Source organism: Mesorhizobium sp. B2-5-3, from assembly GCF_006441005.1.
GTDB lineage: Bacteria > Pseudomonadota > Alphaproteobacteria > Rhizobiales > Rhizobiaceae > Mesorhizobium.
On record NZ_VFUS01000019.1, the window covers coordinates 21,873 to 48,494 of the forward strand.

At 64.1% G+C, this 26,622-nt stretch carries 25 protein-coding genes; 12 read left to right on the forward strand and 13 right to left on the reverse strand.

Annotation, left to right across the window (positions count from 1 at the left end; genetic code table 11):
* Positions 1-23: 23 nt before the first annotated feature.
* From FJ867_RS27690 to FJ867_RS27700, 3 genes are all read right to left on the reverse strand, one after another.
* Positions 24-275 carry a DUF768 domain-containing protein gene (locus FJ867_RS27690; RefSeq protein WP_140498383.1) on the reverse strand — a complete coding sequence of 84 codons (252 nt, stop codon included), beginning with the start codon at positions 273-275 and terminating at the stop codon, positions 24-26.
* A 409-nt stretch (positions 276-684) separates the two neighbouring features.
* Entirely contained in the window at positions 685-1,374 is a 690-nt protein-coding gene (locus tag FJ867_RS27695) for an SDR family NAD(P)-dependent oxidoreductase (RefSeq protein WP_140515016.1), read from the reverse strand.
* A gap of 324 nt (positions 1,375-1,698) precedes the next feature.
* On the reverse strand, positions 1,699-2,718 hold the full coding sequence (locus FJ867_RS27700; RefSeq protein WP_140685113.1) for an isopenicillin N synthase family oxygenase: 1,020 nt from the start codon (positions 2,716-2,718) through the stop codon (positions 1,699-1,701).
* A 63-nt stretch (positions 2,719-2,781) separates the two neighbouring features.
* On the opposite strand from FJ867_RS27700, the gene FJ867_RS28905 reads away from it, so the two are divergent.
* Both FJ867_RS28905 and FJ867_RS27710 read left to right on the forward strand, forming a co-directional pair.
* Positions 2,782-2,997, forward strand: a complete 216-nt coding sequence (locus FJ867_RS28905) for a hypothetical protein (RefSeq protein ID WP_140498386.1) — start codon at positions 2,782-2,784, stop codon at positions 2,995-2,997.
* A gap of 93 nt (positions 2,998-3,090) precedes the next feature.
* Positions 3,091-3,372, forward strand: a complete 282-nt coding sequence (locus FJ867_RS27710) for a hypothetical protein (RefSeq protein ID WP_224619155.1) — start codon at positions 3,091-3,093, stop codon at positions 3,370-3,372.
* A 214-nt stretch (positions 3,373-3,586) separates the two neighbouring features.
* Here FJ867_RS27710 and FJ867_RS27715 read toward each other — a convergent pair whose 3' ends face one another.
* From FJ867_RS27715 to FJ867_RS27730, 4 genes are all read right to left on the reverse strand, one after another.
* Positions 3,587-5,866 (reverse strand): xanthine dehydrogenase family protein molybdopterin-binding subunit, encoded by a 2,280-nt coding sequence (locus FJ867_RS27715; RefSeq protein WP_140558655.1) that lies wholly within the window; start codon positions 5,864-5,866, stop codon positions 3,587-3,589.
* Positions 5,867-5,868: 2 nt separating this feature from the next.
* Positions 5,869-6,888, reverse strand: a complete 1,020-nt coding sequence (locus FJ867_RS27720; protein WP_140515011.1) for a xanthine dehydrogenase family protein subunit M — start codon at positions 6,886-6,888, stop codon at positions 5,869-5,871.
* 1 nt (position 6,889) lies between these two features.
* Entirely contained in the window at positions 6,890-7,510 is a 621-nt protein-coding gene (locus tag FJ867_RS27725) for a (2Fe-2S)-binding protein (protein WP_140498389.1), read from the reverse strand.
* A gap of 213 nt (positions 7,511-7,723) precedes the next feature.
* A complete protein-coding gene (locus FJ867_RS27730; protein ID WP_210239614.1) occupies positions 7,724-8,557 on the reverse strand; it encodes a 3-keto-5-aminohexanoate cleavage protein in 834 nt (277 codons plus the stop codon).
* An 80-nt stretch (positions 8,558-8,637) separates the two neighbouring features.
* On the opposite strand from FJ867_RS27730, the gene FJ867_RS27735 reads away from it, so the two are divergent.
* Positions 8,638-10,053 carry an amidase gene (locus FJ867_RS27735; protein ID WP_140819133.1) on the forward strand — a complete coding sequence of 472 codons (1,416 nt, stop codon included), beginning with the start codon at positions 8,638-8,640 and terminating at the stop codon, positions 10,051-10,053.
* Positions 10,054-10,062: 9 nt separating this feature from the next.
* Here FJ867_RS27735 and FJ867_RS27740 read toward each other — a convergent pair whose 3' ends face one another.
* The 5 genes from FJ867_RS27740 to FJ867_RS27760 all read right to left on the reverse strand — a co-directional run bounded on the left by FJ867_RS27740 (position 10,063) and on the right by FJ867_RS27760 (position 14,763).
* Positions 10,063-10,821 (reverse strand): ABC transporter ATP-binding protein, encoded by a 759-nt coding sequence (locus FJ867_RS27740; protein ID WP_181168460.1) that lies wholly within the window; start codon positions 10,819-10,821, stop codon positions 10,063-10,065.
* Positions 10,821-11,576 (reverse strand): ATP-binding cassette domain-containing protein, encoded by a 756-nt coding sequence (locus tag FJ867_RS27745; RefSeq protein ID WP_140515007.1) that lies wholly within the window; start codon positions 11,574-11,576, stop codon positions 10,821-10,823. The genes FJ867_RS27740 and FJ867_RS27745 overlap by 1 nt, the downstream gene beginning before the upstream one ends.
* Entirely contained in the window at positions 11,566-12,546 is a 981-nt protein-coding gene (locus FJ867_RS27750) for a branched-chain amino acid ABC transporter permease (RefSeq protein ID WP_140498394.1), read from the reverse strand. Before FJ867_RS27750 ends, FJ867_RS27745 begins: the two co-directional genes overlap by 11 nt.
* Positions 12,547-12,556: 10 nt before the next feature.
* Entirely contained in the window at positions 12,557-13,456 is a 900-nt protein-coding gene (locus FJ867_RS27755; RefSeq protein ID WP_140524813.1) for a branched-chain amino acid ABC transporter permease, read from the reverse strand.
* Positions 13,457-13,533: 77 nt separating this feature from the next.
* On the reverse strand, positions 13,534-14,763 hold the full coding sequence (locus FJ867_RS27760; RefSeq protein ID WP_140498396.1) for an ABC transporter substrate-binding protein: 1,230 nt from the start codon (positions 14,761-14,763) through the stop codon (positions 13,534-13,536).
* A 107-nt stretch (positions 14,764-14,870) separates the two neighbouring features.
* On the opposite strand from FJ867_RS27760, the gene FJ867_RS27765 reads away from it, so the two are divergent.
* On the forward strand, positions 14,871-15,755 hold the full coding sequence (locus FJ867_RS27765; protein WP_140558647.1) for a MurR/RpiR family transcriptional regulator: 885 nt from the start codon (positions 14,871-14,873) through the stop codon (positions 15,753-15,755).
* The gene (locus FJ867_RS27770; protein ID WP_140560389.1) at positions 15,752-17,083 is read left to right on the forward strand and encodes an aspartate aminotransferase family protein; all 1,332 of its coding nucleotides are present in this window, start codon (positions 15,752-15,754) and stop codon (positions 17,081-17,083) included. Before FJ867_RS27765 ends, FJ867_RS27770 begins: the two co-directional genes overlap by 4 nt.
* A 41-nt stretch (positions 17,084-17,124) precedes the next feature.
* Here the strand turns inward: FJ867_RS27770 and FJ867_RS27775 are convergent, their stop codons facing one another.
* On the reverse strand, positions 17,125-18,150 hold the full coding sequence (locus FJ867_RS27775) for a substrate-binding domain-containing protein (RefSeq protein ID WP_140498399.1): 1,026 nt from the start codon (positions 18,148-18,150) through the stop codon (positions 17,125-17,127).
* Between the two features lie 236 nt (positions 18,151-18,386).
* Between FJ867_RS27775 and FJ867_RS27780 the strand changes: the two genes are divergently transcribed.
* From FJ867_RS27780 to FJ867_RS27810, 7 genes are all read left to right on the forward strand, one after another.
* Complete coding sequence (locus FJ867_RS27780; RefSeq protein ID WP_181168461.1) at positions 18,387-19,187, forward strand: inositol monophosphatase family protein; 801 nt, start codon at positions 18,387-18,389, stop codon at positions 19,185-19,187.
* Between the two features lie 35 nt (positions 19,188-19,222).
* Entirely contained in the window at positions 19,223-20,269 is a 1,047-nt protein-coding gene (locus FJ867_RS27785; RefSeq protein ID WP_140498400.1) for an ABC transporter substrate-binding protein, read from the forward strand.
* Between the two features lie 78 nt (positions 20,270-20,347).
* A complete protein-coding gene (locus FJ867_RS27790; protein WP_246671706.1) occupies positions 20,348-22,558 on the forward strand; it encodes an iron ABC transporter permease in 2,211 nt (736 codons plus the stop codon).
* Positions 22,559-22,571: 13 nt separating this feature from the next.
* Positions 22,572-23,681, forward strand: a complete 1,110-nt coding sequence (locus FJ867_RS27795; RefSeq protein WP_140819135.1) for an ABC transporter ATP-binding protein — start codon at positions 22,572-22,574, stop codon at positions 23,679-23,681.
* Between the two features lie 238 nt (positions 23,682-23,919).
* On the forward strand, positions 23,920-25,128 hold the full coding sequence (locus tag FJ867_RS27800) for an ABC transporter substrate-binding protein (RefSeq protein ID WP_140819137.1): 1,209 nt from the start codon (positions 23,920-23,922) through the stop codon (positions 25,126-25,128).
* The gene (locus tag FJ867_RS27805) at positions 25,125-25,925 is read left to right on the forward strand and encodes an ABC transporter ATP-binding protein (protein WP_181167435.1); all 801 of its coding nucleotides are present in this window, start codon (positions 25,125-25,127) and stop codon (positions 25,923-25,925) included. Before FJ867_RS27800 ends, FJ867_RS27805 begins: the two co-directional genes overlap by 4 nt.
* Positions 25,918-26,622: an ABC transporter ATP-binding protein gene (locus FJ867_RS27810; protein ID WP_140819139.1), complete on the forward strand. Its 705-nt coding sequence runs from the start codon at positions 25,918-25,920 to the stop codon at positions 26,620-26,622. The genes FJ867_RS27805 and FJ867_RS27810 overlap by 8 nt, the downstream gene beginning before the upstream one ends.

Sequence of the window (26,622 nt, forward strand, 5' to 3'; positions counted from 1 at the left end):
ATTCATACAGGATTGCTCCTGAATTATTCCGCGGCCTTGCTCGCGGCCTGCTGGTGCTCGTCGGCCTCGGCCGCTTCCTCGAGCCGGGAGGCGATGAGTTCCTGGATGTCGCCGACTTCTTCCTGGATATCCTCCAGCGGTATGCCGACCTCGGCCGCCTTGGCAGCGCATTCCCTGGCCAGCGTCTCGGCCTGCTTCTCGATCCTGGCGTGGGACTGGCAATGGACTTTTTCGCCAATCCATCCCTGCAAGAATTCGATGGCGTGCTCACTCATATTGCTTTTCCCTGGCGGCGAAGCCGGTTGGTAATCATAAACGTCGGCATCCGGTGAAGGATGCATGTCCCCATTCCAGCCGAGTCGCCACCGGACGGCAAGCCGATGTCGTCCAAGGTCCACAGAGCCAAAGGAAATAGAGGATTGAAGAACATTTTCTGTTTCTGGGGGGCGGGTATCGTTTGGCGGGAATCCTGTCCCGCCTCGAGAGGCTGCTTCTACTTGCTTCTTACGGTTTTCAGGTCCGCTTGCATCTCAATGGCTGTCACAACAGCTGCCCGATGACGTTGCCGTTTCCAGGCACAAGCCATCGAAGCCGCCGCTATATAGTGACATCCCCATGCAATGTCGACTCTCTCCGCCGCCTTGCATGGAAGCCCCGCGAAAGCTGCATAGGTCACCGTGCCGATCAGAAGGTCTCGACCCAGGGCCTGAGCTCGAGTTCCCAGGTCCAGGCGCTGCGGTTCTGGCGATGGATGCCGAGATAGGCCTCGGCGATCGCGTCCGGCGATAACCGTCGATCCTGCGGGTCGGGAGCCCCTCCCGGCACGGTCGAGGCAATGGCGCCATCGATGACGAAATGCGCGACATGGATGTTCTTGGGGGCCAGTTCGCGAGCCATGGATTGCGCCAGTCCACGCAAGCCGAATTTGGGCATCGCGAAACCGGCCGAGCCGGCGAATCCCTTGACGCTTGCCGTCGCGCCGGTGAAGAAGATCGAGCCCGAGCCTTGCGAAAGCAGCCGGTTGGCTGCTTGCTGGCCAACCAGGAAGCCGCCATAGGCCCCCACCAGCAAGGCCTGCCTGACAGCCTCTGGATCGAGTTCGGCTATCGGGCCACGGGCGCGTCCGCTGGCATTGAAGACCACGAGCGACAGCGGGCCGGCCTTGTCAGCGACCTCGAACAGGCGCTGCACCGACGCGGCATCGGAGACATCGGTTGCCACGGCTTGGGCGCCGGTCTGCGCCAGCAACGGGTCGAGCTTCTCGACGTTGCGGGCGGCCAGCACGACACGAAAACCTTCCCTTGCGAGAAGGCGCGCAAGCGAGGCGCTCAATCCGGATCCCGCTCCGGCAATGACGGCGACATTGGATGTCATGAGCATCTCTCTTTCGCGGTGGTGACTGGATTGGAGAGGGTTGCGCCTTCCCAAGTGGAACGCAAGAGAAAGCATTTCCAAGAAAATGGCGTGTCGTCGTGGCGCGCTCCCAGGCCGCAAAAACTGTTCCCGGCAAAGAAAAATGGCCGGGCGCGAAGACGCCCGGCCAGAAAGAAGGTCATAACCTTCAGAGGGGAACACCGTTCGGGGGAATGGGAGGAAACCTCGAACGATAATTTTATCTTGAGCCCATTTTCGCGCGCTGACGACGAATAGAATTCTAAAATTTTGCTGCCCTACAAAAATTTCTACCTGCCGAATGGCTCAGCCTGCCCGGGTCTCGGGCTCAAACAGATCGGCATAATGACGCCGCGCAACGTCGGGATGGGAGCGCAGCCTGCTCTTCAGCACATTGGTTCCGACATCGCGAAACAGCGGATTGTCGGGATCGCTGGCCGGCCCGCGCGCCTGCGCCGCCAGTTCCTCGGGAAGCTCGAGCAGCGGTATCGTGGCATCGAGCTTGGCGCTGAAGAAGAACGGCACCGAGATGCGTTCGACGCCGGCGGGCGGCGTCACGACGCGATGCACGGTGGCTCTCAAATAGCCGTTCGAGGCGAGCTCCAGCAGCTCGCCGATGTTGACGACGAGCGTTCCGGGAATCGGATCCACGTCCACCCAGCTTCCGTCATAGTCTACCTGCAGGCCCTTGTTGTCGTCCTGGAGCAGCAGCGTCAGGAAGCCGCCATCCTTATGCGCGCCGACGCCCTGGTCGCCGCCGGTCGCTTCGCGGCCGGGGTAGCGCACGATCTTCATGCGATGATTGGGTTCGCCGCCATAGATCGGATCGAAAGCGTCCTCGGCCTGGTCGAGCGACAGCGCGAAGGCCTTGAGCAGACGAATGGCCACGGCCGTCGCCTTCGCCTGCCAGGCCAGCAGCGCCGGCTTCAGCTCCGGCAACGCCGACGGCCACAGGTTCGGCCCCTGCAGCCGCGTCCAAGCAGGAATTCCCGGGCCTTGCGCGATGGGCGGGCGCTCGACGCCGATGTCGAGCTGCTCGCGCCAGTCGGCCTTGCCCTTGGTCAGTTCGCCGCCAGCGCGGGTATAACCGCGGAACTGCGAGGAATTGACCATCTCTATCGACAGCTTGTCGGCTTCCGGCAAGGCAAAGAAACGCCGCGAAGCGGCGAGCGTCTCGCTGATGTCGGCCCATGGGATGCCGTGGCCCGCCAAATAGAAAAAACCGATATCGCGCGAGGCGGAGCGCAGATCCGCCAGAAACGTCCGGCGCTCCGATGCGCCTTGTTCGAGACGGCTCAGATCGAGCACGGGCACTATTCTGGGCATGTCAGCTCCTTTTCGGGTTCTTTCCGGGTGCTGCTTGAAAACTTCGCCCGGAAACCCGGGCCCGTGGATGTGCTGCTCCTTTTCCAGCGGCCGAAGCCGCCATCGATGCCCCAAATCTCACGGAGTTCAGTGCGCCGGGAAAGGAACGATCGGCTTTTCGATGCCGCCGGGACGAACAATTTTTCTATTTGGGCGGGCAGCCTGACGATGAGCGCGATCATTGCGCGAAACAGCGGCGTGTCATTTCAGGCACAGCGCGAAGCTGTCATTGGCCCTTGAACGGCCGCGCGGGAGGCGCGTAACATCGTGGCACTTGAATTTGAATCTGTTTCATTCGTCCGGGCTAAAGTCCGGATCGGTTTGGATAGGTCCTTGAACACGCAAGCAATCGGCAGCGCGGCGGGGCGCGGCAAATCGTTTGCCCATGTGGCGCAAGCCTCCTGGGGCAAGGGCCCTGGCACCTTGCTACGTATCATGCGCATGACGCTGCGCCACCCTTGGCAGGTCGCCATCACCATCGTCTCGACCTTCATCGCCGCGACGCTGCAGCTTTTCATTCCGCGCCTGCTGGGACACGCCATCGACCAGGCGCAGGGCGTGGTGGCTGCCGGTGCAAATACCGGGCCGAGCCGGCGCTGTGGAATACGGCGCTGACGCTGCTCGTCGTCAGCATCCTGCGCGGCCAAGGCTGAGCGCTCCTACGGTCAGTTCCGTTCGATGGGGCGAGAAGGGTTCCGGCTGTTCCGGATCACCCTGGCATGAAACAGTCGGTTCCTGACGCATCAGCATCCCGATCCGCAAGGCAGTGAAACTGGGCGAGGACAAACCCACGCTTGTTGCGGCGGAGCAATCCTCTTTGTCTCGGTCCTCAAACGATCAGATCGTCAATTCTGATCGGCAAGTCGCGGATCCGCTTGCCGGTCGCGTGGTAGACAGCGCTGGCGACGGCAGCGGCGGTGCCGACATTGCCGAGTTCGCCCAGGCCCTTCACACCAGCCGGATTGACCTCATGGTCGATCTCCGGAACCAGTATGACGTCAAGGTCCCTGACATCGGCATTCACCGGGACCAGATAATCCTGCAGGTCGCGGTTCACATAGCGGGCATAGCGGGTATCGATCTCGGTCGCCTCATGCAGGGCCTGGCCGATGCCCCAGATCATGCCTCCCATCAGCTGGCTGCGCGCGGTGCGCGTGTTCATGATGCGGCCGGCCGCGAACGCCCCGACGATGCGCGGCACACGGATTTCGCGCGTGTAGCTGTTGATGTGCACCTCCACGAATTCGGCCCCGAACGCATATTTCACCGAATCCGCGTCGGACTCGCCGCCGTGGAATTCCGACTGGCCGGCATAGAGCTTCTTGAGCGCTTCGGGGGTCGAGCCCTTCGGCGCGAATTCGGCATATTCCTCGATGGCGCCTACCTGCATGGCCTTGAATATATCGGCGGTGCTTGCCGACGCCCCGCCCTTGGTGAGGATCCGTCCCCCGTGGAGGTCCAGTTCCTCATTGTGCGAGCCTGCAAGAGGGCCACCCTCCGCGACCGCTGCGGCGAACAATTTCGTGCGCACAGCATCACACGCCTTGAGCACGGCCGAACAGACGCTGGCAGTGGAAATCGAACCTCCCGATACCGGCGCCGGCGGCAAGGCACTGTCGCCCATCTCGACGGCGACCTTGCCGATGTCGACACCGAGACGTTCCGCCGCCATCTGGCCGGCAACGGTTCGCACACCTGTGCCGATTTCATGCGAGCCGCACTGCACGCGCACGTCTCCTTCGGCGGTCAGGCGCACGCGGGCCGCGCATGGCGCGGCAGCGGTCGGGTAGACTGCCGTCGCACAGCCCATGCCGACGAGCCAGTCGCCGTCGCGCATCGAGCCGACTTTCGCATCCCGTCTCGTCCAGCCGAAGGCATCAGCGGCCTGATCGTAGCATTTCATTAGCGACCGGCTGGAGAACGGCTTGCCGCCGATCGGCTCCTTCTGGGGCTCGTTGATCCGGCGAAATTCGATCGGGTCCATGCCGAGTGCGACGGCCATTTCGTCCATGGCGCTCTCGAGGGCATAGACGTAGGGCGTCTCGGGCGGCGAGCGCATATAACCGGGCGTGTTGCGATCCGCCTGCACCAGCGAGACATGCGTCAGCACCGAGCCATAAGCATACATGCGACCGGTGGCCGAAGTCCCGCCGACGACATAGGAATCGGGTCTCGAGGTCACCTCCCAGCCCTCATGGCCGAAAGCAGTGATGCGGCCGTCCTTGCCGGCGCCGATGCGGATGCGGTGCCGGGTTTCGGCCCGATAGGTCTGGGTGCCGAACGCCTGCATGCGGCTGACCACACAGCGCACCGGCCGGCCAAGCCGCCTGGCGGCCACAGCCACGATGGCCGTTCGCGCCGTCATCGGCCCCTTCGAGCCGAATGCGCCGCCTACGTTGGGGCAGACGATGCGCACATTCGCTGGGTCGAGCCTCAATTGCCGCGCCAACTCGACTTTCCAGCCGGTCACGTTCTGGGAGGGCTCGTAAACGGTGAGTTGGTCGCCTTGCCAAACAGCGGTGGTCGAGAACAGCTCTATCGGGTTGTGATGCTGGGTCGGCGTCGAATACCGCGCATCGATCTTCATCGGGGCCGATTCATAGGCGGCATCGAAATCGCCGGCCTTGACGTCCTCCTTGAACAACGGGCTTTTGCCGGCGGCGTCGATGGTCTTTGTCCCCGGCATGTCGAAACTGGCGGTCGGCTTTTCCTCGGCATAGTCCGCGCGGATCCTTTGCGCCGCCTCCTCGGCTGCTTCGAAGGTCTCGGCGACCACCAGCGCAATGATCTGACCGTCATGGAAGATCGCCTTGTCATGCAGCGGCCCGATAGAACTCGCGCCGGTATTTCCGAATTTCGGCGTCTCGACCTTGTCGAGGTCGCCATAGGTGACGATGTCGAGGACGCCGGGCACCGAGCGCGCGTCATCCAGGTAAAGCCTGGCGACCTTGCCCTTGGCGATGCTGCTCGTCGCGAGCACGGCGTGCGCAATGTTGGCAGCCGGGAGATCCGCCGCGTATTCGGCCTGGCCGGTCACTTTCAGCCGCGCATCGATACGCGGCAGCGGCTGTCCCATGTTTTCCTTCGGCTGTGGAGCGGCGACGTTCATGATCACACCTTCATGTCACGGGTTTCGAGCAGCCCCCTGATCAAGGTTCGCTTGCCGAGTTTTATCTTGAATGCATTGTGCCGACGCGGCTGGGCCTCGGCGAACGCGGCTTCGGCGGCCTCGGCCGCCGCTGCCTCGTCGAGCACCTTGCCGCGCAGGATCTCCTCCGCCGCTCTTGCCCGCCAGGGTACGGTCGCCACGCCGCCAAGCGCGATGCGCGCCTCGTTCACGGTCTCGCCGTCGAGGTCGAGGGCGACCGCGGCCGATGCAAGGGCAAACGCATAGGATTGCCGATCGCGGATCTTGAGATAGCGCGAACGCCTGGTCCATGCGCCGGCGGGCACCTCTATGGCGGTGACGATCTCGTCGGGTGCCAGGTCGGTCTCGATGTGAGGGCTGTCCTCGGGCAGGCGATGCAGGCTGGCAAACGGAATCTTTCGCCGCCCGTTGTGGCCTTGGACATGAACCGTGGCGTCAAGCGCGATCAGGGCCTGGGCAAAGTCACCGTGATAGGTCGCGATGCAGTTCTCACTGGTCCCCAGCACGGCATGCTGGCGGTTGAACCCGTCCATCGCGGCGCAGCCCGAGCCTGGCTCGCGCTTGTTGCATGGCCATGAGGTTTCGCGGAAATATTCGCAGCGGGTGCGCTGCAGGATGTTGCCGGCAAGACTTGCCATGTTGCGCAGCTGGCCGCTTGCCGCCAGTTGCAGGCTCTCCGCGATCACCGGATACCGACGCTTGATCTCGGCATTCTCGGCCGCGTCGCCCATCCGCACAAGAGCGCCAAGGCGCAGACCCTCACCATCGGTCTCGATCCGCCGCAATGCCGGTTCGGAGAGACCGTTCAAATCGAGCAAGCGTTCCGGCCGGGCGACGCCGAGTTTCATATAGTCGGCGAGATTGGTGCCACCGGCAATGAACTGCGCGGGGGCTTGCGTCGGCGGATGCCTGGTGGCCGAGCGCGAGGCGACGGCGACCGCCGCGGAGAGGCTGGCGGGCCTCTCATAGACGAAAGGATGCATCTCAGGCCCTCCTGATCTGGTCGCGGGCCTGGACGATTGCCGCGACGATGTTCGGGTATGCCGCGCATCGGCAAAGGTTGCCGCTCATATATTCGCGAATGTCGTCCTCTGAACCGGCATGTCCTTCGTGGACGCAGCCGATCGCGGACATGATCTGGCCGGGCGTGCAATAGCCGCACTGGAACGCATCGTGATCGATGAAGGCCTGCTGCATCGGATGCAGGCCGCCATCCGTCGACGCCAACCCTTCGACGGTGGTTACCGCCTTGCCCTCGTTCATCACCGCGAAGCTGAGGCAGGAGAGCACGCGATGGCCATCGACCAGCACCGTACAGGCACCGCATTGGCCATGATCGCAACCTTTCTTCGTGCCCGTCAGGCCGACATGGTCGCGCAAGGCGTCGAGCAGGCTGGTTCGGCTGTCGAGCGCCAGATTGTATGGCTGCTTGTTGATGGTCAGTGTTGTCATGACAGGCTCGTTTGGCTTGGCGGCAGCAGCCGGAGGCTCCTCGGACCTGGCTGTCGAGGCCAGAAGCGGAGTCACCGCAGCCGCGGAGACGGTCGCGGTCATAAAGCTTCGTCTGCTGAGACTGGAGGAGTTTGGGGGAACATGCTCGGACATCGCTGGCTCCGTCGCTCGCTATGTCGCGACCAAACCCCTCATCGGGGCCATTGTTCCGGGCCATCCGCGATAAAACGCACAAGGAAGACGGCTCGCAAGGCAAGCCGCCCGATTTGGATGCAAGGATATGACGGGTCCGTTCGAGACCGTGCCCGTCCTACCCTGGCGAATTTGCAGGCGCGCGGCCGATCCCCTAACAAGGCGCGCGGGCCCTCACTGCTGGCGGGCAATTCCGAGAATATCAAGCGCCTGCGCGGCAGAAGCAATCGGGCGCCCCGTGCGGCCAGCGGCTTCGACGATTGCCGCGACCCGTTCGGCATTGTCGCGGGCGAGGCTGCCATCGGCGTGCCAGAGAGAGTTCTCGAAGCCGACCCGCACGTGCCCTCCCGCCGCGATCGCCGCCGTCAGCGCCAAGGTCTCGCCCCGTCCGAAGGCGCAGACCGACCATACGGCGCCTTCAAGACCATGCGCATCGAGCCCTTCAAGGAAGACATCGAGGTCTTCGGGCCGGCTTTCCTGATCGGCGGCATAGCGTCCAAGGACGAACAGCAGCCGGGGGCTTGTGGGCTCCGCCAGAATGCCTCGCCGCCGCAGATCGATGAAACGGTCGAGATCGGCCCGATCATAGAGAATGTGCTGGACCGCGATGCCTTCCCGACCGGCCCACGCGAAGAAGCGGGCCGGCTCCGCCTCGCCATCGCTGATTATCTCACGCAAGCCGATCGAGACGGAAACCGGATGAAGCGCCCGAACAAGGTCCATCTGTTCGCGTGGCGAATAGAGCCCGATCGCTTCAGTCGTGATCTGGATCGCCATGACGCCCTGCGTCCGCTCCCGGATCGCCGCGATGGCATCCCGGTAAAGCGCGGCGTCAAGCGTGTGCCGGCCTGAAGCATCGCGGACATGCACATGGATGGCGGCGGCGCCGGCAGCGAGACACTGCCTCGCCGTTTCGGCAAGTTCGTCGGCGGTCATCGGCAGAGCCGGATGATCGGCCTTCGTTCTGCGCGCTCCGTTCGGCGCAACCATGATCAGCAACGGCTTCAATTTCATCTCCGGGCCCAATTGGCTCTCCCGCAACGTGGTTTTCCATGCTTCATTTCACCGACTCGCACAGGTAGGACAGCATGAACGCCACCGCCCAAGGGATTTCCGCCTTCGCCACCGCCGCCGAACTCGGCCGCGCGCTCGCCGATGGCAACACATCCTCGACCGAGATCGTCCGGCGCGCGCTGGATCGTGTCGACGTTCATGACAATTCGCTGCATGCGTTCGTCCGGCTGTTTCCTGAGGCTGCGCTCCAGGCCGCCGGCGAAGCCGACGAGCGTCGCCGTCGCGGCGTCTCGAAAGGGCCGCTGGACGGTATCCCTTTCGCGGCCAAGGACCTGCTTGACGTCGAAGGCTATCCGACCCTGGCAGGCTCGAAAGCGCTTGCGGGCGAACCCGCAACCGCCACGGCAACGGCAATCGAACGCCTTGTCGCGGCCGGGATGATCCTGCTGGGCAAGGTGCACACCGTGGAATTTGCTTTTGGCAGTTGGGGGACCAACCCGGTCGCCGGCACGCCCCTGAACCCGCGTGACAGCGCCATCCCGCGCGCGCCGGGCGGATCGTCGAGCGGTTCGGGCGTGGCCGTCGCCGCCGGACTGGTGCCGGTCGCGCTCGGCACCGACACTACGGGCTCCATCCGCAATCCGTCCGCCATGTGCGGAATCGTGGGCCTGAAGACGTCCTTCGGCCTTATCGGGCGCGGCGGCTTGCTGCCGCTTGCCATGTCCTTCGACAGCATCGGTCCCATGACCCGGTCGGTGGAGGATGCAGCCCTTCTGCTGGCCGCGCTCGAGGGTCCCGATCCCGGCGATCCGGCCACCTTTGGCGTGGCGCCGACCTCGCCGCTCGACGGGCTCGAGCGGAGCATATCGGGCCTTCGCCTGCGCATCCCCTCGGCCGTGGACCTTGCCGGCGTAGACCCCGGCATCCTGGACCGCTTCGACTCCACCGTCGCTGAACTGGAGGCGCTCGGTGCCAATGTCGATCGGATGCCGATGCCGCAATCTTACGACACCTACAAGGCCCTGGCCGGCGACATCATGGCCGTCGAAGCCTGGCATCATCTCGGCCGTTACGTGGAACCCGCGGACAGCGGCGTCGGCACGGCGATCCGCATGCGGGTTCTCAAGGGCAGGGAAATCGGCCTCGCCGCTTATCACGAGTTGATTGCAAGGCGCCGGGCCGCGCAGATCGAGTTTCATCGCGATCTCGAAGGCGCCGATGCGTTCCTGACGCCAACGGCGCCGATTACCGCGCCGCCATTGGCCGACATCGATGAGACAACGACGCCGCTTGGGACGTTTACCCGCATGGTGAACCTCCTCGACATGGCAGCGCTCAGCGTCCCCATCGGTCTCGTCAATGGTCTGCCCGCAGGATTGCAGATCGCGGTTCGCCGCTTCCAGGATCCGCTGGCGCTGAGGATCGGGCGGGCGCTCGAGATCCGGCGCGGCGGCCTGTTCGAACAGCCGCCGGGCTACGCCACGCCGTAAGCTGCCCGTTCATTCACCGCTCGCATACAGCCAACGTGCGACAAGAGCGTCGGTGTCGGCACCGAAATCCGCGCGCGCGCCTTCGGAAAAAACCGTGCCGTTCTTGACCACATAGACGTAGTCGGTGATGGCAAGCGCGGCGCGAATATCCTGGTCGACCAGCAGCACGGCCTTGCCGAGTTCGCGGGCAAGATCGCGGACGATGTCGTAGATCGTCTCGCTGGTCTGCGGATCGACGCCGGCGGTCGGTTCGTCGATCAGGTAGACCGACGGATCGGCCATCAGGCTGCGTGCGATCTCGACCTGTCGCTGCTGGCCTCCCGAGAGCTGGCCGGCAGGCTGCGTGCGTTTCTCCCGAACGACGGGAAACCGCTCATAGACATGTTCCAGTTTCTCGGTCAGCACCGTCTTCTTCGGCCTGGCATGCCAGAGACCGAGTTTCAGGTTCGATTCGACCGAGAGATGAGGAAAGAGGCTCGGCCGCTGCGGCAGGTAGGCCAGGCCAAGGCCCAGCATCCGGAAGGGCGGGTTTCCGGTGATGTCCACGTCTCGCAGAAGCACCCGGCCAGCACTCGGTTTCAGAAAGCCGAACAACGCCTTGAGAAGCGTCGACTTGCCCGTGCCGTTCGGGCCGACCACACAGGAAATGCTGCCAGACCAGGCTCTGACCGAAACGTCGCGCAATATGTCGATGTCGCGCGTATAGCCGGCGACAAGGTTCTCGCAGGCGATCAGCGGCGGGGTCGATGGCAGGGAAGCGGTTTCCATCATCGTGCTTCCCGATGCGTTGCGCGGGATCCCGTATAGGCGTGCACGACCTCGGGATTGCGCAGCACCTCGGCGACCGCGCCGTCGGCGATCTTGCGCCCTCGCGCCATCACCATGACGCGCGTTACGACCGACTGAATAGCCTCGAGGTTGTGATCGACAACGACGATGGTGTGACCGTCGCGATTGAGGCTCCTTATGTGCTCGATGATCTCCTCCAGCAGGCGCGGGTGGACGCCGGCGAAGGGCTCGTCCAGAAGCAGCAATCTCGGTTTGAGCATCAGCGCCCGGCCGAGTTCCAGCAGCTTCTGCTGGCCGCCGGAAAGCGCTCTTGCATAACTGTCGGCGAGATGGTCGAGCCTCAGGAAAGCAAGAACCCCACGGGCGCGCTCCTCTGCCGCGGCGCGCCGTTCCGCCGGGTCGGAAAGCGCCGGCACGATCAGGTTTTCCAGGACGGTCATGCGGCGGAACAGGCGGGGAACCTGAAAAGTACGGGCAACACCGCGGCGCGCGAAAAGATTGGCCGGCGAGCGCGCCATGTCGGTGCCCTCGACGAGGATGGCACCGCCGTCGGGTTTGAGCGCGCCCGTCACCATGTTGATGGTGGTTGTCTTTCCCGAGCCGTTGGGACCGATCAACCCGACAATTTCGCCGCGGGCCAAGGCAAAGGATAAGCCTTCGACGGCATGGATGCCGCCGAAATGCTTGGCAAGACCACTGACCGAGAAAAAAGCGGTGTCCTTCTCAACCGGCATGGGGTTCCTCGGTGGTAGCAGTTGGAACAGGCGCTTGTTCCCGTGGCCGCGCGCGGAAGCGCGCCCAGTTTTCGACCATCGGATACAGGCCGTTCTGCGCGAAGCGTTGCACCAGGATAAGCGCCAGACCCATCAGCACGAAACGCCATTCGCCGTAGGACCGCAGCGTCTCGGAAAGCAGGAAGACGACGACTGCGCCGACCACGGCGCCGGGCAGGCTTTCGATGCCGCCGATCACCGCCATCGCGATAACCAGACCCATCTCCGGCAGGATAGCCATGTTGGGCGTCAGGATGCCGATGAAATGGCCGTAATAAATGCCGGCTATCGCCGCGATCACGCTGGTTACCACGAAGACGAGGATCTTGTAGCGCGTGGTATCCACCCCGCTGGCGCGCGCGGCGCCCTCGTCTTCCCGGATGGCACGTAGAAAAAGACCGACGCGGGTCGCCAACAAGGCATTCATTCCCAATACCGCCAGGACGACGAGCGCAAGGCCGAGATAGTAATAAGGCAGGTCCGATCGACCGGAAAAGAGGCCGGGCACCGGCAAGCCCAGCATGCCGCGTGTGATGTCCTCCTCCGCGACCAGAACGAGGCGGAAGATTTCCGAAATGGCAAGCGTGAAGAGGGCCAGATAAGGCCCGGAAAGCCTCAGGACGAGCGCGCCGATCAGGGCGCCGGCCACGACGGCAAGAGCGATGGCGGCAAGAATGGCAAGCGGCAGCGGCATGCCGATCTGGCCAACGAACAAGGCCGAGGCATATCCGCCCAGCGCGGCAAAAGCCACATGGGCGAAGGAGAACTGACCGGCGAAACCGGCAAGCAGCGCCCAGCTCGCGGCAAGCAGCGCATAGTACCAGGCGATGGCGCCGACGTGGGTCCAGTATGGTCCGACGCCGAGCGGCACCAGCAACGCTACCACGAGCAGAATCGCCTGAGCCGATTGCGAGAATGTTGGACGGATCATTGCCGTGCCCCTATTCCAGCCGCAGATGCGAGCGGCCGAACAGGCCGGTCGGCCGGAAGAGCAACGCAATGACGAGCAGCAGCGCTCCGAACGCCTGCGTATAGGCAAGCGCGCGATTGGGATCCGGCAGATAGCCGACACCCAGCCCTTGCACCAGGCCGAGCAGGATGCCGCCGGTAATGCTTCCGCCGACGGAACCCATGCCGCCGAGCACGATGATGATGAAGGCCTGCACGGCCGGCAACTCACCCATCGACGGCGACAGGGCGAAGATCGGCGCGATCAACGCCCCTGCCCCGCCGGCAAGCGCCGAGCCGATGCCGAAAGCGATGGTGTACATGCGGCGTGGATCGATACCGATGACCGCGGCGGACTCGCGGCTCTGGCTCACCGCATCGAGTGCCTGGCCAAGCGAGGTGCGCTTCAGGAAAAGCGTCAGACCGACAAGCAGGACGACGGCAGCGACCGCAGCGATCAGCCGGTCGTAAGGCAGGATCAACGGACCGAGGATCAGCGCTCCTGTCATGAAGGACGGCGGCGCCTTGGCGAAGGGACCGAAGACGACAAGGCCGAGATTGGTGATCAGAATGGTGAGGCCGAAGGTGACGATAATGGCGTATTCGTCCTTGCGCTCGACCTTGTCGGTATACATCGGCGCTATGACGAGCCTCTCGAAGAGCACGCCGAAGATGAACAGGGCCACCATCGCGCCGGCGACACCGACAAGCGGCGGCGCATGGAACCAGGCGATGATGTAGTAGGACGCATAGCCGCCCAGCATATAGAGCGATCCATGGCCGAAATTGACGACCTTCAACACCGAGAAGACCAAAGTGAGCCCCGCCGCCGTCAGCGCGAAAATGAGGCCGATGACCAGGCCGTTGACGGCCAGGAGGAGGAAATAGCTCATGGGTTCACATCACCTCGTTGTCGGCCGCCTGTCCAGTGAAGCGGCCGCCGGCGGCTATGGAGCCGCCGGCGTGCCGTTCATTTGCCGGGCATGACCTTGTCGGTGGTGGCCCACTTCTTCGGATAGACGATCGCAGCATCCTCCGGCGCCTGGTTCACGGCCGTGTATTGGATGATCGTGAACGGCACGTCGACGAACTGATGGAAAGCCCAGTCGGGAGATTTGGTGGTCGGGAAGGTGTAGGTGGCGTTCACCCCTTCATATTTGATCTCTTCCAGTGCCTTCACGATCGCCGCGCGGTCAGCCGAGCCTGCCTTCTTGATCGCTTCGACGACGACACCGAACGTGTCATAGGCCTCCATGGCCACGCCGGTCGGTGCCCTATTGTAGCGTTCGGTGAACGCCTTCACGAATGCTTTGGCCTTGTCGTTCCATTGCGACTTGGGCTGCGCGACGTTGACGATGAGAAGATTGTTGGCGCATTCGCCGTCGACTTCCCACACTTCCTTCTGCAGCAGACCCGAGGAGCCGATGAGGGCCGTTTCGGCAGTCGGTGCGAGGCCGAGCTGGCAGGCCTGCTTGACGAGTTGATACTGCGCCTGTCCGGCGATCACCATCTGGATCGCATCGGGCCTCGGGCTCTGATTCATCAGCCGCAGCAGCGCGGGCGTGAAATCCTGCTGGTTGAGGTCGATCGTCGCCAGCGTATAGGGGACGTTCTTGGCCTTCAGCTCATCGGCGATGACCTTGGCCCCGCCCTGGCCGAAATCCGTGTTTTCGGCGATAATGGCAATGTTCTTGAAACCTTGCTCGACCGTCCAGTCGGCCGCCTTGACGTAAACGAGGGAGTTGGCCGGAGCGAGACGATAGACTTCCGGATACTGCTTGGCCGTGATGGCATCCGCCCATACGTCTGTACCGACCCAGGCGACGCCGTATTTGTGCGCCTCCTCGATTTCGGCGAGGGCGACCGAGGAATGGAATTCGCCGAAGATTGCGGCGACGTTGTCCTTGGTGATGAGCCGAACCGCCGCCGCGCTGCCGTCGGCCGGCTGCCCTTTGGTGTCCTCGTAGCTCACCTTCAGCTGACGGCCGAGCACGCCGCCGGCCTTGTTGACCTCGTCAACTCCGAGCTGCACCGCCCATTGCATTTCCTGGCCGCCGGAATAGTTGCCGGGCGGCGACAGCGGCCCCACCCAGCCTAGCGCGATTGGATCCTCGGCCAGAGCCGGTGCGGCTGCGAACGGCAAGGAAGCCAGCGCGAGTGCCGCCAGCGCTCCCAAATGACTGGATATGGTCTGTTTCATGCGAATTTCCCCTGTTCTTGTTTTCTGATTGAATGAAACACTACGCTCATTTCTGGCAGATTGAAATATTCATTGCAGCTCGTCAACGGCCGGCGTAAATTCGCGCCATGTTGGAACCCGCCTTCCGCTCGCGCCTGCTCGAGAGTTTCGAGACGATGCCGCGCCAGCTTCGCGCGGCGGCGCAATGGGTGCTCGACAATCCGCGTGACGTTGCCCTCCTGTCGATGCGCGTCCAGGCGCAGCGCGCCGGGGTGACCCCGGCATCGATGACGCGGCTTGCCCAGCGCATGGGCTTCGACGGCTACGATAGCCTGCGCGACCTCTACGCCGAGCAACTTCGCCGCGGCGAGAAGGAGTTCTTGGGCAAGGCCGAAGCATTGATGGCGCGGCGCAAGCGCGGAGGAGACGGCGCGCTGGCCTTCGAGCTGGCCGAAACGCTCGAGCGCCATATGGCGAAGCTTTGCGATCCGGCGACGCTGGAGGCGGTGACCCGGGCAGCCTCGGTGCTGGCAGGCGCCAAGCGCATCTATGCGCTGGGCTATCGGTCGAGCTACCCCGTCGCCTGCCATTTCGCCTACGTCTATGGCCTCGCCGGCGGCGCGGTGCGTCTGCTTGACGGCGTCGGCGGAACCGGACCTGATCCTTTGTGGGAATCGGGAGCGGGCGACGTGCTTTTGGCGATCAGCGTCAAGCCCTATACGCGCGCCGCCGTCGAACTCGTCGATTATGCACGCAGCCGTGGGCTCGAAATCGTGGCGATTACCGACAGCGTCGTCTCGCCTCTCGTCAACCGGGCGGGCGCCGTCATCATCGTGCCAACCGAGAGCCCGTCCTTTTTCCACACCATGGCGCCGGCCTTTGCCATCGCCGAAACGCTGGCCGCGATCCTGGCGGCCGCCGCCGGCGATCGCGCGCTGGCCGCCATGCGCGACGTCGAACGTCAGTTCGATACCCTTTCCACCCATATCTACGAAACCAGGCAACGGTCATGACGCATATCCTCCATCGCCAGATCCACCACGACTATCCCGTTGCCGTCGGCGGCGATGGCGTCACCGTCATCGACAGCAAGGGACGCCGCTATATCGACGCCTCCGGCGGTGCGGCCGTCTCATGTCTTGGCCATCAGCATCCGGCTGTTCTTGCCGCGATGCATGCCGAACTCGACCGGCTCGCCTATGCGCATAGCAGCTTCTTCACCACCCGGCCGGCGGAGGAACTGGCGGACGAACTTGCCGCTCACGCGCCGGGCGATCTTCATCACGTCTATTTCGTCTCCGGCGGATCGGAAGGCATCGAGACCGCCCTGAAGATGGCGCGGCAATATTTCGTCGAGCGCGGCGAGCCGCAGCGCCGCCGCTTCGTGGCCCGTCAGCAGAGCTATCATGGCAATACGCTGGGCGCGCTTTCGGTGGGAGGCAACGCCTGGCGCAAGGCGCCGTTCGAGCCCATGCTGATCGAAAACCATCATATCGAACCATGCTATGCCTATCGGCATCAGCGGCCGGATGAAGGCAGCGAGGCCTACGGGCTGCGCGCCGCCGATGCGCTTGAGACGAAGCTGCAGGAACTCGGGCCGGAAACGGTCATTGCTTTTGTCGCAGAGACAGTGGTTGGAGCGACTCTCGGCGCCGTGCCACCCGCACCCGGTTATTTCAGGCGCATCCGCGAGATTTGCGATCTCCACGGCGTGCTGCTCATCCTCGACGAAGTCATGTGCGGCATGGGTCGTACCGGAACACTGCATGCCTGCGACCAGGAAGGCGTCGCACCCGACATCATGGTGATCGCCAAAGGGCTCGGCGGCGGCTATGCCCCGCTCGGGGCGGTGCTGGCATCCGACCGGATATTCGATGCTTTTTCGCAAGGCAGCGACTTCCAGCACGGTCACACCTATATCGGTCATCCGCTCGCCTGTGCGGCCGGCCTCGCCGTGCAGCGGGTCATCGAGCGTGATGGTCTGCTTGCCAATGTCGCGGCGCGAGGCGCCACGCTCGAACGACGGCTGCGTGAGCGCTTCGGCAACCATCACCATGTCGGGGACATTCGCGGGCGCGGCCTTTTCCAGGGCATCGAACTTGTCGCGGATCGCTCGGCCAAGGCCCCGTTCGATCCGCGCCTGAAGGTCCATGCCCGGATAAAATCGGAAGCGATGCAGCGGGGGTTGATGGTTTATCCGATGGGCGGCACCGTCGATGGGCGGGCCGGCGATCACGTCCTGCTTGCACCGCCATTCATCGTCGACGACGGCACGGTCGATATTATCGTCGACCGTTTGGGCGACGCCGTCGATGCCGCGATCGGCAGCATTGCGATCTAGCGCATGAGACGCTCACCGACCGGACTCTGGTCCAATCGGCATCAGCCCCGACCTGGCCTCACAGTGCCGCGCCAGACCATCGGCGCGTGGCAGGTCAGGCGACTGCCGGCGCCTGCTTCCTCGCGCGAACCGGCGGCCAGTCGCACGGCGTGCGTGGCGATCTCCTCAATCGGCGGCGCAAAGGTCGTCAGCCGGTAGGAAGCCCAGTCAGCCTGCTCGATGTCGTCGAAGCCGGCGACGCAGAGATCGCGCGGGACGTCGACGCCGAACTCGTGGCGCGCCGCGTCCAGAAAACCGCAGGCGATCAGGTCGGTCACGCAGAATGCCGCATCCGGTCGCTGCCGGCCCGAAAGCAGGCGCCTTGCGCCTTCTGCCCCGGTCGCATAACCCGTGCGGCCCTCGCGCCACTGGATCACCTCCAGTCCTTCCTTGCGCGCTGCGGCAAGAAAGGCCGTCTCGCGCGCCACCAGACTGGGCGTGCCGGCTGCCGACGTCACCAGGGCAGGCCTGGTGCAACCGGCACGAAGAAAGGCGTGAAGTGCCGCCTCGGCGGCGGCGGCGTTGTCCACGCCGATGTTATGCGGTCCGTCGAACCGGTCGTCGCGATTGATCAGGATCAGGCGCTGCCCGTTCTCGAGGCAGGTTCGGATCAGCTCCTGCGGCGGCGTGCCGGACAGCACGATCGTCGCATCGGCACGGTAGTTCAGCGTGTTGCGCAGCGCCTGGTCGACATGGTGGCTGGGGCCCGACGTGTTGAATACCATGGCCACTTTGCCGGCATCCCTCAAATGCTGTGTCAGCGCCCGCAGGATACGAGCCTGATAGGGCGTGTCGCCATCGGCGACGACAAGGCAGACGATGCCCGTCGATGCCCGCATCAGGCCGCGCGCCAGATGGTTGACGTGATAGCCGAGCTGCTCGGCCGCCAGCAGCACCCGCTCCCGGGTTTCTTCCGAAACGCTGGCGCCGGGCGTAAAGGTGCGCGACACGGCCGAGCGCGAAACGCCGGCAAGCTCCGCGACCTGCTGGGCACTGGAAAAGCCAATACGGCCTCTTGGCGTCGTCATGCACACTCCCACTGGCGTTCGCCGATTCGTTGCACGCACGTGCAGCATAGCGCAAGCCAGTCACAGGTGTCACCGCCGGCCTTGACACACATGCGTAAATGAAACAGCTTTGCACAGCCGTGCATGAAGCCGGCGCCGGAGGCTACCTTGTCCATTTCTTCGCGGACCGCATCGAAGCTGCCATCGCCTGGACGGACAGCATGAACAGCGTGGCGGTGCGGCCGAAACCGAGCCGGATGTCCGAAGCCGAACTCGACAGGCGCGCCGATGTTTGCCGGCAACTGCTCTTGTCATCGGGAAACATGGCGATGCAGGGCTACAGCCAAATCGACGCCGCGCAGCCTGTGGAGATGAAGGGCCCGCAGGATTTCCTGACCGAGACCGACGGGAAGGTCGAGCATCACATCCGCACGACGTTGGCCGCGGCCTTTCCCGAGGACGGGTTTTTGGGCGAGGAAACCGGTGGCAGCGGCGGCTCTGATCGCATGTGGGTCGTCGACCCGATCGACGGTACGGCGAATTTCATGCGCGGCATTCCGCATTTCTGCGTTTCGATCGCCTTCGTCCAGGACGGCCGCAGCGAGATCGGCGGCATCGCCAATCCGGCCATCGGGGAGGTCTATTTTGCCCGCCGCGGGCACGGTGCGACGCGCAACGGCGCGGCGATCCATGTTTCGCGCACCCAGGCCTTCGACCGCGCCTCCGTGGAGTTCGGCTGGTCGCCGCGGATTCCCAACCGCGACTATCTGGACAAGGTGGCCCTGGTCTGGTCGCTGGGCGCCAATGTGCGCCGCTCCGGTTCGGGGGCGCTCGGCCTTGCCTATGTGGCCGACGGCCGCTCGGATGCCTATGCCGAGCTTCATATCAATGCATGGGACTGCCTGGCCGGATTGCTGCTGGTCGAGGAAGCCGGCGGGCGCGTCAACCGCTTTCTCGACGGCGACGGCATGGCGAAGGGCAATCCGGTGCTTGCTGCGGCGCCGGGTGTGGCGGCGAGATTGTCCCAGGTGATCGGAGTGCCGCTCGACGACGAATAACCAATTCCAGAGAGCATGAAAGGGAGGAATTATCGATGAAAGGTCCATTTGATCGCAGACAAGGCAGGACGTGGCTTGGCCTTGCGGTGCTGGCCATTTTCGGTCTGGCCGGCGGCGCCCATGCGGCGGATCGCAACCTCGTGATGTATTGCGGCGTCGACGAAGCCTGGTGCCGGGCCATGGCCACGACCTACCAGAAGGAAACCGGCGTCAGCGTCGACATGACCCGCATGAGCGCCGGCGAGATCTATGCGCGCCTGCGGGCCGAGAAGGACAATCCGCAAGCCGACATCTGGTGGGGCGGCACCGGCGACCCGCATCTTCAGGCGGCGGAAGAAGGTCTCACCCAGGAATACAAGTCGCCGCAGCTGGCGAACCTGCGCGACTGGGCTTTGAGGCAGGCTGAACGCGCCAAGAACCGCACCGTCGGCATCTATCTCGGCGCGCTTGGCTACGGCTACAACGAGGAAGACCTGAAACAGCGCGGCCTGACGGCGCCGGCCTGCTGGGCGGATCTGGTCAAGCCCGATTTCCAGGGCGAGATCGAGATGGCCGACCCCAATTCCTCGGGTACCGCCTGGACGATGCTGGCGACAATCGTGCAACTGATGGGCGAGGACAAGGCTTTCGACTATCTCAAGCAGCTCAACAAGAACATCGCCGAATACACCAAGGCGGGCGCCGCACCCGCGCTCGCCGTGGGCAAGGGCGAGACGCTGGTCGGCATTTCCTTCCAGCACGACGTCATCAACGCCGCCAAGCAGAACCCGGCCGTCAAGGTGGTCTCGCCCTGTGAAGGCACCGGTTTCGAGATCGGGTCGATGAGCATTGTTGCCGGGGCCAAGCACATCGACGAGGCGCGGAAATTCTACGACTGGGCGCTGACGCCAGACGCGCAGAAACTGGCGGCTCCGAACGGCAGCTACCAGATCCCGTCGAACACCGGCACCCCGGTGCCGCCCGAGGCGCCGGACCTTAGCAAGATCAAGCTGATCGACTACGACTTCGCCAAATACGGATCGTCAGCGGAGCGCAAGCGGCTGTTGAAGAAATTCACCGATGAGGTCCGCAACGGCGGCTGATCTGGTCCGTACGGCCGATCCGCCGGCTGCCTGCGGGGCAGCCGGCGCAACCCCGACCATACCAAAGGAAGATGTCGAATGGCACGGGCTTCGCCCTATCCCATGGCCAATGACCTCCCGGGGCGCAGTGCCGCCGGATGGCTGGCGCTGGCATGGGCGAGCTTCATTGTGCTGCCATGGTACCAAGTCGAAGGCGGCTTGCTTTCCTTTGACTGGCTGGCGCGTCCGGCAGAGGCGGCACCAGCCATCCTGCTGTCGCTGAACGGTCGGCTCTGGCTGCTTCCCTTGATCCTGCCACTTCTCCTGGCAAGCTGGCTCGTCGCGCGCCGGAACCTCCCCGGCCTGGCGACGGCGGGCGCTGCCGGTCTCGCCTGGCTGGCGATCGAGGGTTTTTCCATCATCCATTCGGGTTGGGGATTTGCCTGGCTTGGGCATCTCGCCAGTACGCCGGGGCCGGTGCAGCCGGGTCTCGGCTGGGGTGCCGTGCTGTACGCGGTGACGATGCTGATGTTCATCGCCGAGGCGCTGGCCGCGCGTGGCTGGTGCAAGGGCGACCGTTTTGTCGTCGGCTCGCTGCTGATCGTGATCGCTTCGCTGATCCTGTTCGTGGCTTATCCGCTGTTGTCGATCCTCGCTTCCGCCATCGAGGACAATGACGGCGATATCGTGCCGGCTCTGTTTGCCGAAAAGCTGTTCAGTGCCAACATCTGGAGCCTGCGCTGCCTCTACGGCGACGGTTCCTGCGGGGTGGCGTGGAATACGGTGGCGATCGCGGTGCTGGTCGGATTCTTCTGCACGGCGCTAGGCCTGGCGCTGGCGCTGATTGCGTTGCGCACCAGGCTGCCTGCCAAATGGCTGCTGCGCGGCCTCTCCATCTTGCCGATCATCACGCCGCCTTTCGTCATCGGCCTGGCGCTGATCCTGTTGTTCGGCCGGGCCGGCATCGTCACCAATCTTTTGTCAGAACATCTCGGTATTCCGCGCAGCCGCTGGATCTACGGCATGGCCGGCATCACCATCGCGCAGGTGCTGGCTTTCACGCCGATCGCCTTCCTGGTCCTGGCCGGCGTGCTGCAGGGCGTCAGCCCGAGCATGGAGGAGGCCTCGCAGACCTTGCGCGCCAGCCGTTGGCGCACTTTCAGCACAATCACCTGGCCGTTGATCCGCCCGGGGCTGGCCAGCGCCTTCCTGATCTCGTTCATCGAGAGCATGGCCGACTTTGCCAACCCGCTGGTGCTGGGCGGCAACTTCAACGTGCTGTCGACGGACATCTTCTTTGCGGTGGTGGGCGCTGCGCATGATCAAGGCCGTGCGGCGGTGCTGGCGATCGTGCTTCTGGGATTCACGCTCGCCGCTTTCGTCATCCAGCGCCGCTGGATCGGCAGCCGCAGCTACGTCACCGTCGCCGGCAAGGGCGATGGCGGTGTGCCGGCCACGCTGCCCAAGGGCTTGCGCATCGGCTGCTACGCCGCCGTCATTCCCTGGCTGCTTCTGACCATCGTGGTCTATGGCATCATCCTGGGCGGCGGCTTCGTGCAATCGATCGGCCGCGACAACACGCCGACGCTCGAATATTTCCTCACCGCTTTCTCCGTCGAGAAAGGCGTCAATGGCTGGTTCCTGAGCGGGTCGGCCTGGCCGTCGCTGCTGATGACCATCGGCCTTGCGCTGGTGGCGATGCCGTTCACCGCCGCGCTCGGCATCCTGACCGCCTATCTGCTCGACCGGCAGCATTTCGCCGGGCGCACGATGTTCGAATTCCTCGCCATGATGAGCTTTGCCATTCCCGGCACGGTCGTCGGCGTCAGCTATATCCTCGCCTTCAACGTGCCGCCGGTGCAACTGACCGGCACCGGACTGATCATCGTCATCTCGTTCATCTTCCGCAACATGCCGGTTGCGATCCGTGCGGGCCTCGCCAATCTTGGGCAGATCGACAAGAGCCTGGACGAGGCATCGCTGACACTGGGGGCGCGTTCCTTCGCCACCTTGCGGCGGGTGATCCTGCCGATCCTGAAGCCGGCTATCGTGACCGCGATGATCTACAGTTTCGTGCGTGCGGTGACCGCCGTCAGCGCCGTCATCTTCCTGGCGACCGGCCGCTTCAATCTCGCCACCGTCTATATTGTCGGGCGAGCCGATGTCGGCGAATACGGCATCGCCATCGTCTATTCGGCGGTGCTGATCGTCGTCATGATGATCATTCTGATCGGCATCCAGCTGCTGGTCGGGGAACGCCGGCTTGGCCGGCGCCGGGCCGAGGCGCAAGCCGTCGTGGCACCAATCTGATCGGGAGACGCGTATGGATCAAACGGCGAAGAACGCTGCCCCCGGCGTGGTGGACAGACCGGCAGTGCGTTTCGAGGGCGTCACCAAGAAATACGGCGCCGTCACTGCCGCCGACAATGTCAGCTTCGACATCGCACCGGCCAGCCTGGTGACGCTGCTCGGACCTTCCGGCTGCGGCAAGACGACGACGCTTAGGCTGATTGCCGGGCTGGAGCACGCAAGCCACGGGCGCGTCGTCATCGACGGCAAGGACGTCACCTTGCTGTCAGCCGCCGAACGGGACGTCAGCATGGTCTTCCAGTCCTACGCGCTGTTCCCGCACATGAACGTCATAGAAAATGTCAGCTACGGCCTGCGGGCGACCGGGCTCGGCAAGGTTGAGGCCGCGGGGCGCGCCGCCGAGAAGCTGGCACAGGTCGGCCTGTCCGGCTACGAGAAGCGCCAGCCGAGCGAACTTTCGGGCGGCCAGCAGCAGCGCGTGGCCGTGGCGCGCGCCATCGTGCTGGAGCCGAAGGTGCTTCTGTTCGACGAGCCGCTGTCCAATCTCGATGCCAAGTTGCGCCGGCGCGTGCGCGATGAAATCCGCGGTCTTCAGCAGGACCTCGCGCTGACCGTTGTCTATGTGACGCATGACCAGGAGGAGGCGTTGGCCGTGTCCGATCGCATCATCGTCATGAACGCTGCCCGCGTCGCTCAGGACGGGACCCCGCGCGACCTCTACAACGAACCCAGGAACTCTTTCATCGCCGACTTCATGGGCGACGCCAACCTGCTCGATGTCGAGGTTCTCGCCAGCAATGGGACGAATGCCGAGGTAAAGATCGGGCCGCTGCGGCTCGACATGCCGCATCGCGGCATCGCGGCGGGGCCGGCGGTGCTGGCCGTCCGGCCGAATGCCGTGCGCCTCGTCGCCGGCCAGCCGGCAGCCGGCGGGATGAGAGGGCGCGTGGTCAAGAGTTCTTATCTCGGCGACCACATGGAATACCGCGTCGCGATAAACGATCCGGCGGTCGAGCTGTTTGCGACGTCGCCGATCGTCACACCCGCCCTGCCGGAAGGCAGCGTCGTCGCGGTCGATTTCGATCCGGCAAAGATCGTGCTGATAGCGCGCGACAAGTCCTAGCCAGCAGCGCACACCGCTACCGGTGCGGCTGATACGAAAATAGTGGTTCTCGACGTTCCATGTCGATGTTACGAATCTCTGTGCATTCCGAATGTGCGCTTGTGACCATGTGTCCGGGCACTTTGGAACTGTGGCGAGCACAGGACGTATTCTTCACGCGGGACCAGACGGTGCACTCGAAGCCGTCGCAGGGCCGCAATGGGCGTTTTCGACAGTGGCCACAAGGGAGGAAATACCAGTGAAAGCATCCTATCTCATCTCAGCCGCGCTGCTTGTGGGGACCGCGATGCCAGCGGCGGCAGCCGAAATTTCCGACGGCAAGGTCAAGATCGGCATCCTCAACGACCAGTCGGGTGTCTATGCCGATTTCGGCGGCAAATGGTCCGTCGAGGCGGCCAAGATGGCTGTCGAGGATTTCGGCGGCAAGGTCCAGAATGCGCCTATCGAGGTCATCAGTGCCGACCACCAGAACAAGCCGGACATCGCCTCCAACATAGCGCGCCAGTGGTACGACACCGAGCAGGTCGATGCCATAATGGAACTGACCACCTCCTCGGTGGCGCTCGCCGTGCAGGGACTTTCCAAGGAAAAGAAGAAGATCGACATCGTCACCGGCGCGGCTGCGACCGACCTGACCGGCAAGCAGTGCTCGCCCTATGGTTTCCATTGGGCCTACGACACCCATTCCCAGGCCGTCGGCACAGGCGGTGCCCTGGTGCAGCAAGGCGGCGACAGCTGGTATTTCATCACCGTCGACTACGCCTTCGGCTATTCGCTCGAGGAGCAGACCGCCAAGCTCGTCAAGGATCGCGGCGGCAAGGTGCTTGGTGAAGTGCGCTATCCGCTCGGCTCGACCGACTACTCATCCTTCCTGCTGCAGGCGCAATCCTCCGGCGCCAAGATCGTCGGCCTTGCCAATGCCGGTCTCGACACTTCCAACTCGATCAAGCAGGCGGCCGAATTCGGCATCGTCGCCGGCGGCCAGCGGCTCGCGGCACTTCTGTTCACGCTGGCCGAAGTGCATGGCCTTGGCTTGCAGGCGGCCCAGGGCGTCGTGCTGACCGAAGGCTTTTACTGGGATCGCGACGACAAGAGCCGCGAGTTCGCCAACCGCTTCTTCAAACGCACCGGCAGGATGCCGAACATGATCCAGGCCGGGACGTATTCGGCGGTGTCGCAGTATCTCAAGGCCATCGACAAGGCCGGCACCGACGGAACCGAAGCGGTGGCCAAGGAATTGCATTCGATGCCGGTCAATGACGTCTTTACCGCCAACGGCAAGGTGCAGGCCGACGGCTCTATGGTACACGACATGTACCTCTATCAGGTCAAGAAGCCCGAGGAGAGCAAGAAGGAGTGGGACTACTACACCTATCTTGCGACCATTCCGGGCGACCAGGCCTTCATGAAGGCCACGGATAGCGGCTGCCCGCTCGTCAGCAAGTGACGACGGCAACCGCCGCGGCCGTCAGGCCTGACGGCGATGGAGCCGTGCCGCGGGTGGTGCTTTCCGCCCGCGGCCTCAGGCGCGATTTCGCCGGGTTCGTTGCGGTGAAGGATGTCGATCTCGACGTTCATCACGGCAGGATTCACGCCTTGATCGGACCCAACGGCGCCGGCAAGACCACGATCTTCAACCTTTTGACCAAGTTCCTGCAGCCGACCAGCGGCACGATTGAACTGCTCGGCACCGACATAACCCGGACACCGCCGGCCAAGGTGGCGCGGATGGGCCTCGTGCGCTCGTTCCAGATCTCGGCGATCTTTCCGCATCTGAGCGTGCTCGACAATGTGCGCGTCGCGCTGCAGCGGCCAGGGGGGCTGGGTTTCCAGTTCTGGCGCCCGCTTTCGGCGCTCGACCAACTGACGCCGCGGGCGCGCGAGCTTCTCGGCACGGTCGGCCTCGACGACGCGGCGCACCGGCTCGCCGGCGATCTCTCCTATGGCCGCAAGCGCGTGCTCGAGATCGCCACCACGCTGGCGCTCGATCCAAAGGTGCTGCTGCTCGACGAGCCGATGGCCGGCATGGGGCACGAGGATGTCAGCATGATCTCCGGGATCATCCGCGCCTTGGCCCGCGATCGGGCCGTGCTCATGGTGGAGCACAATCTGACCGTCGTTGCCGATCTTTGCGACTGGATCACCGTGATGCAGCGCGGCAAGGTGCTCGCCGCGGGCGACTATCCGACGGTCAGCCAGGATGAACGCGTCCGGATAGCCTATATGGGAACCGAGCATGAGTGAGCCGCTGCTTGCCGTGCGCGATCTCCATGCCTGGTACGGCGAGGGCCACGCGCTGCACGGCGTCGACCTCGATGTGTTCCGCGGCGAAACTGTGACGCTGCTTGGCCGCAACGGCGTCGGCAAGACCACGACGCTGCGCGCCATCATGGGGCTGATCCGCAAGCGCACCGGCAGTGTCGTCTTCAACAGCAACGACTTGATCGGCCTGCCCTTGCACCGTGTCGCCCACCAAGGCATCGGTTTCGTTCCCGAGGAGCGCGGCATTTTCGCCACGCTGACAGTCGACGAGAACCTGATCCTGCCGCCGGTGGTGGCCAAGGGCGGCATGAGCGTCGAGGAGATCTTCGAGCTCTTTCCCAACCTGAAGGAGCGCCGCAACAGCCCGGGCACCAGGCTATCCGGCGGCGAGCAGCAGATGCTGGCGATCGCCCGCATCCTGAGGACGGGTGTCCGGATGCTGCTCCTCGACGAGCCGACCGAAGGCCTGGCGCCGGTCATCGTCCAGCGCATCGGCGAATTGCTTTCGACGTTGAAAAAGCGCGGCATGACGATCCTGCTCGTGGAGCAGAATTTCCGTTTCGCCGCCCGCATTGCCGACCGCTTCTACCTGATGGAGCACGGCAAGGTGCTGAGCGGGTTTCCGGTCGGCGAACTGGCCGCCCACGACGCTCAACTTCACGAGGTGCTCGGAGTATGA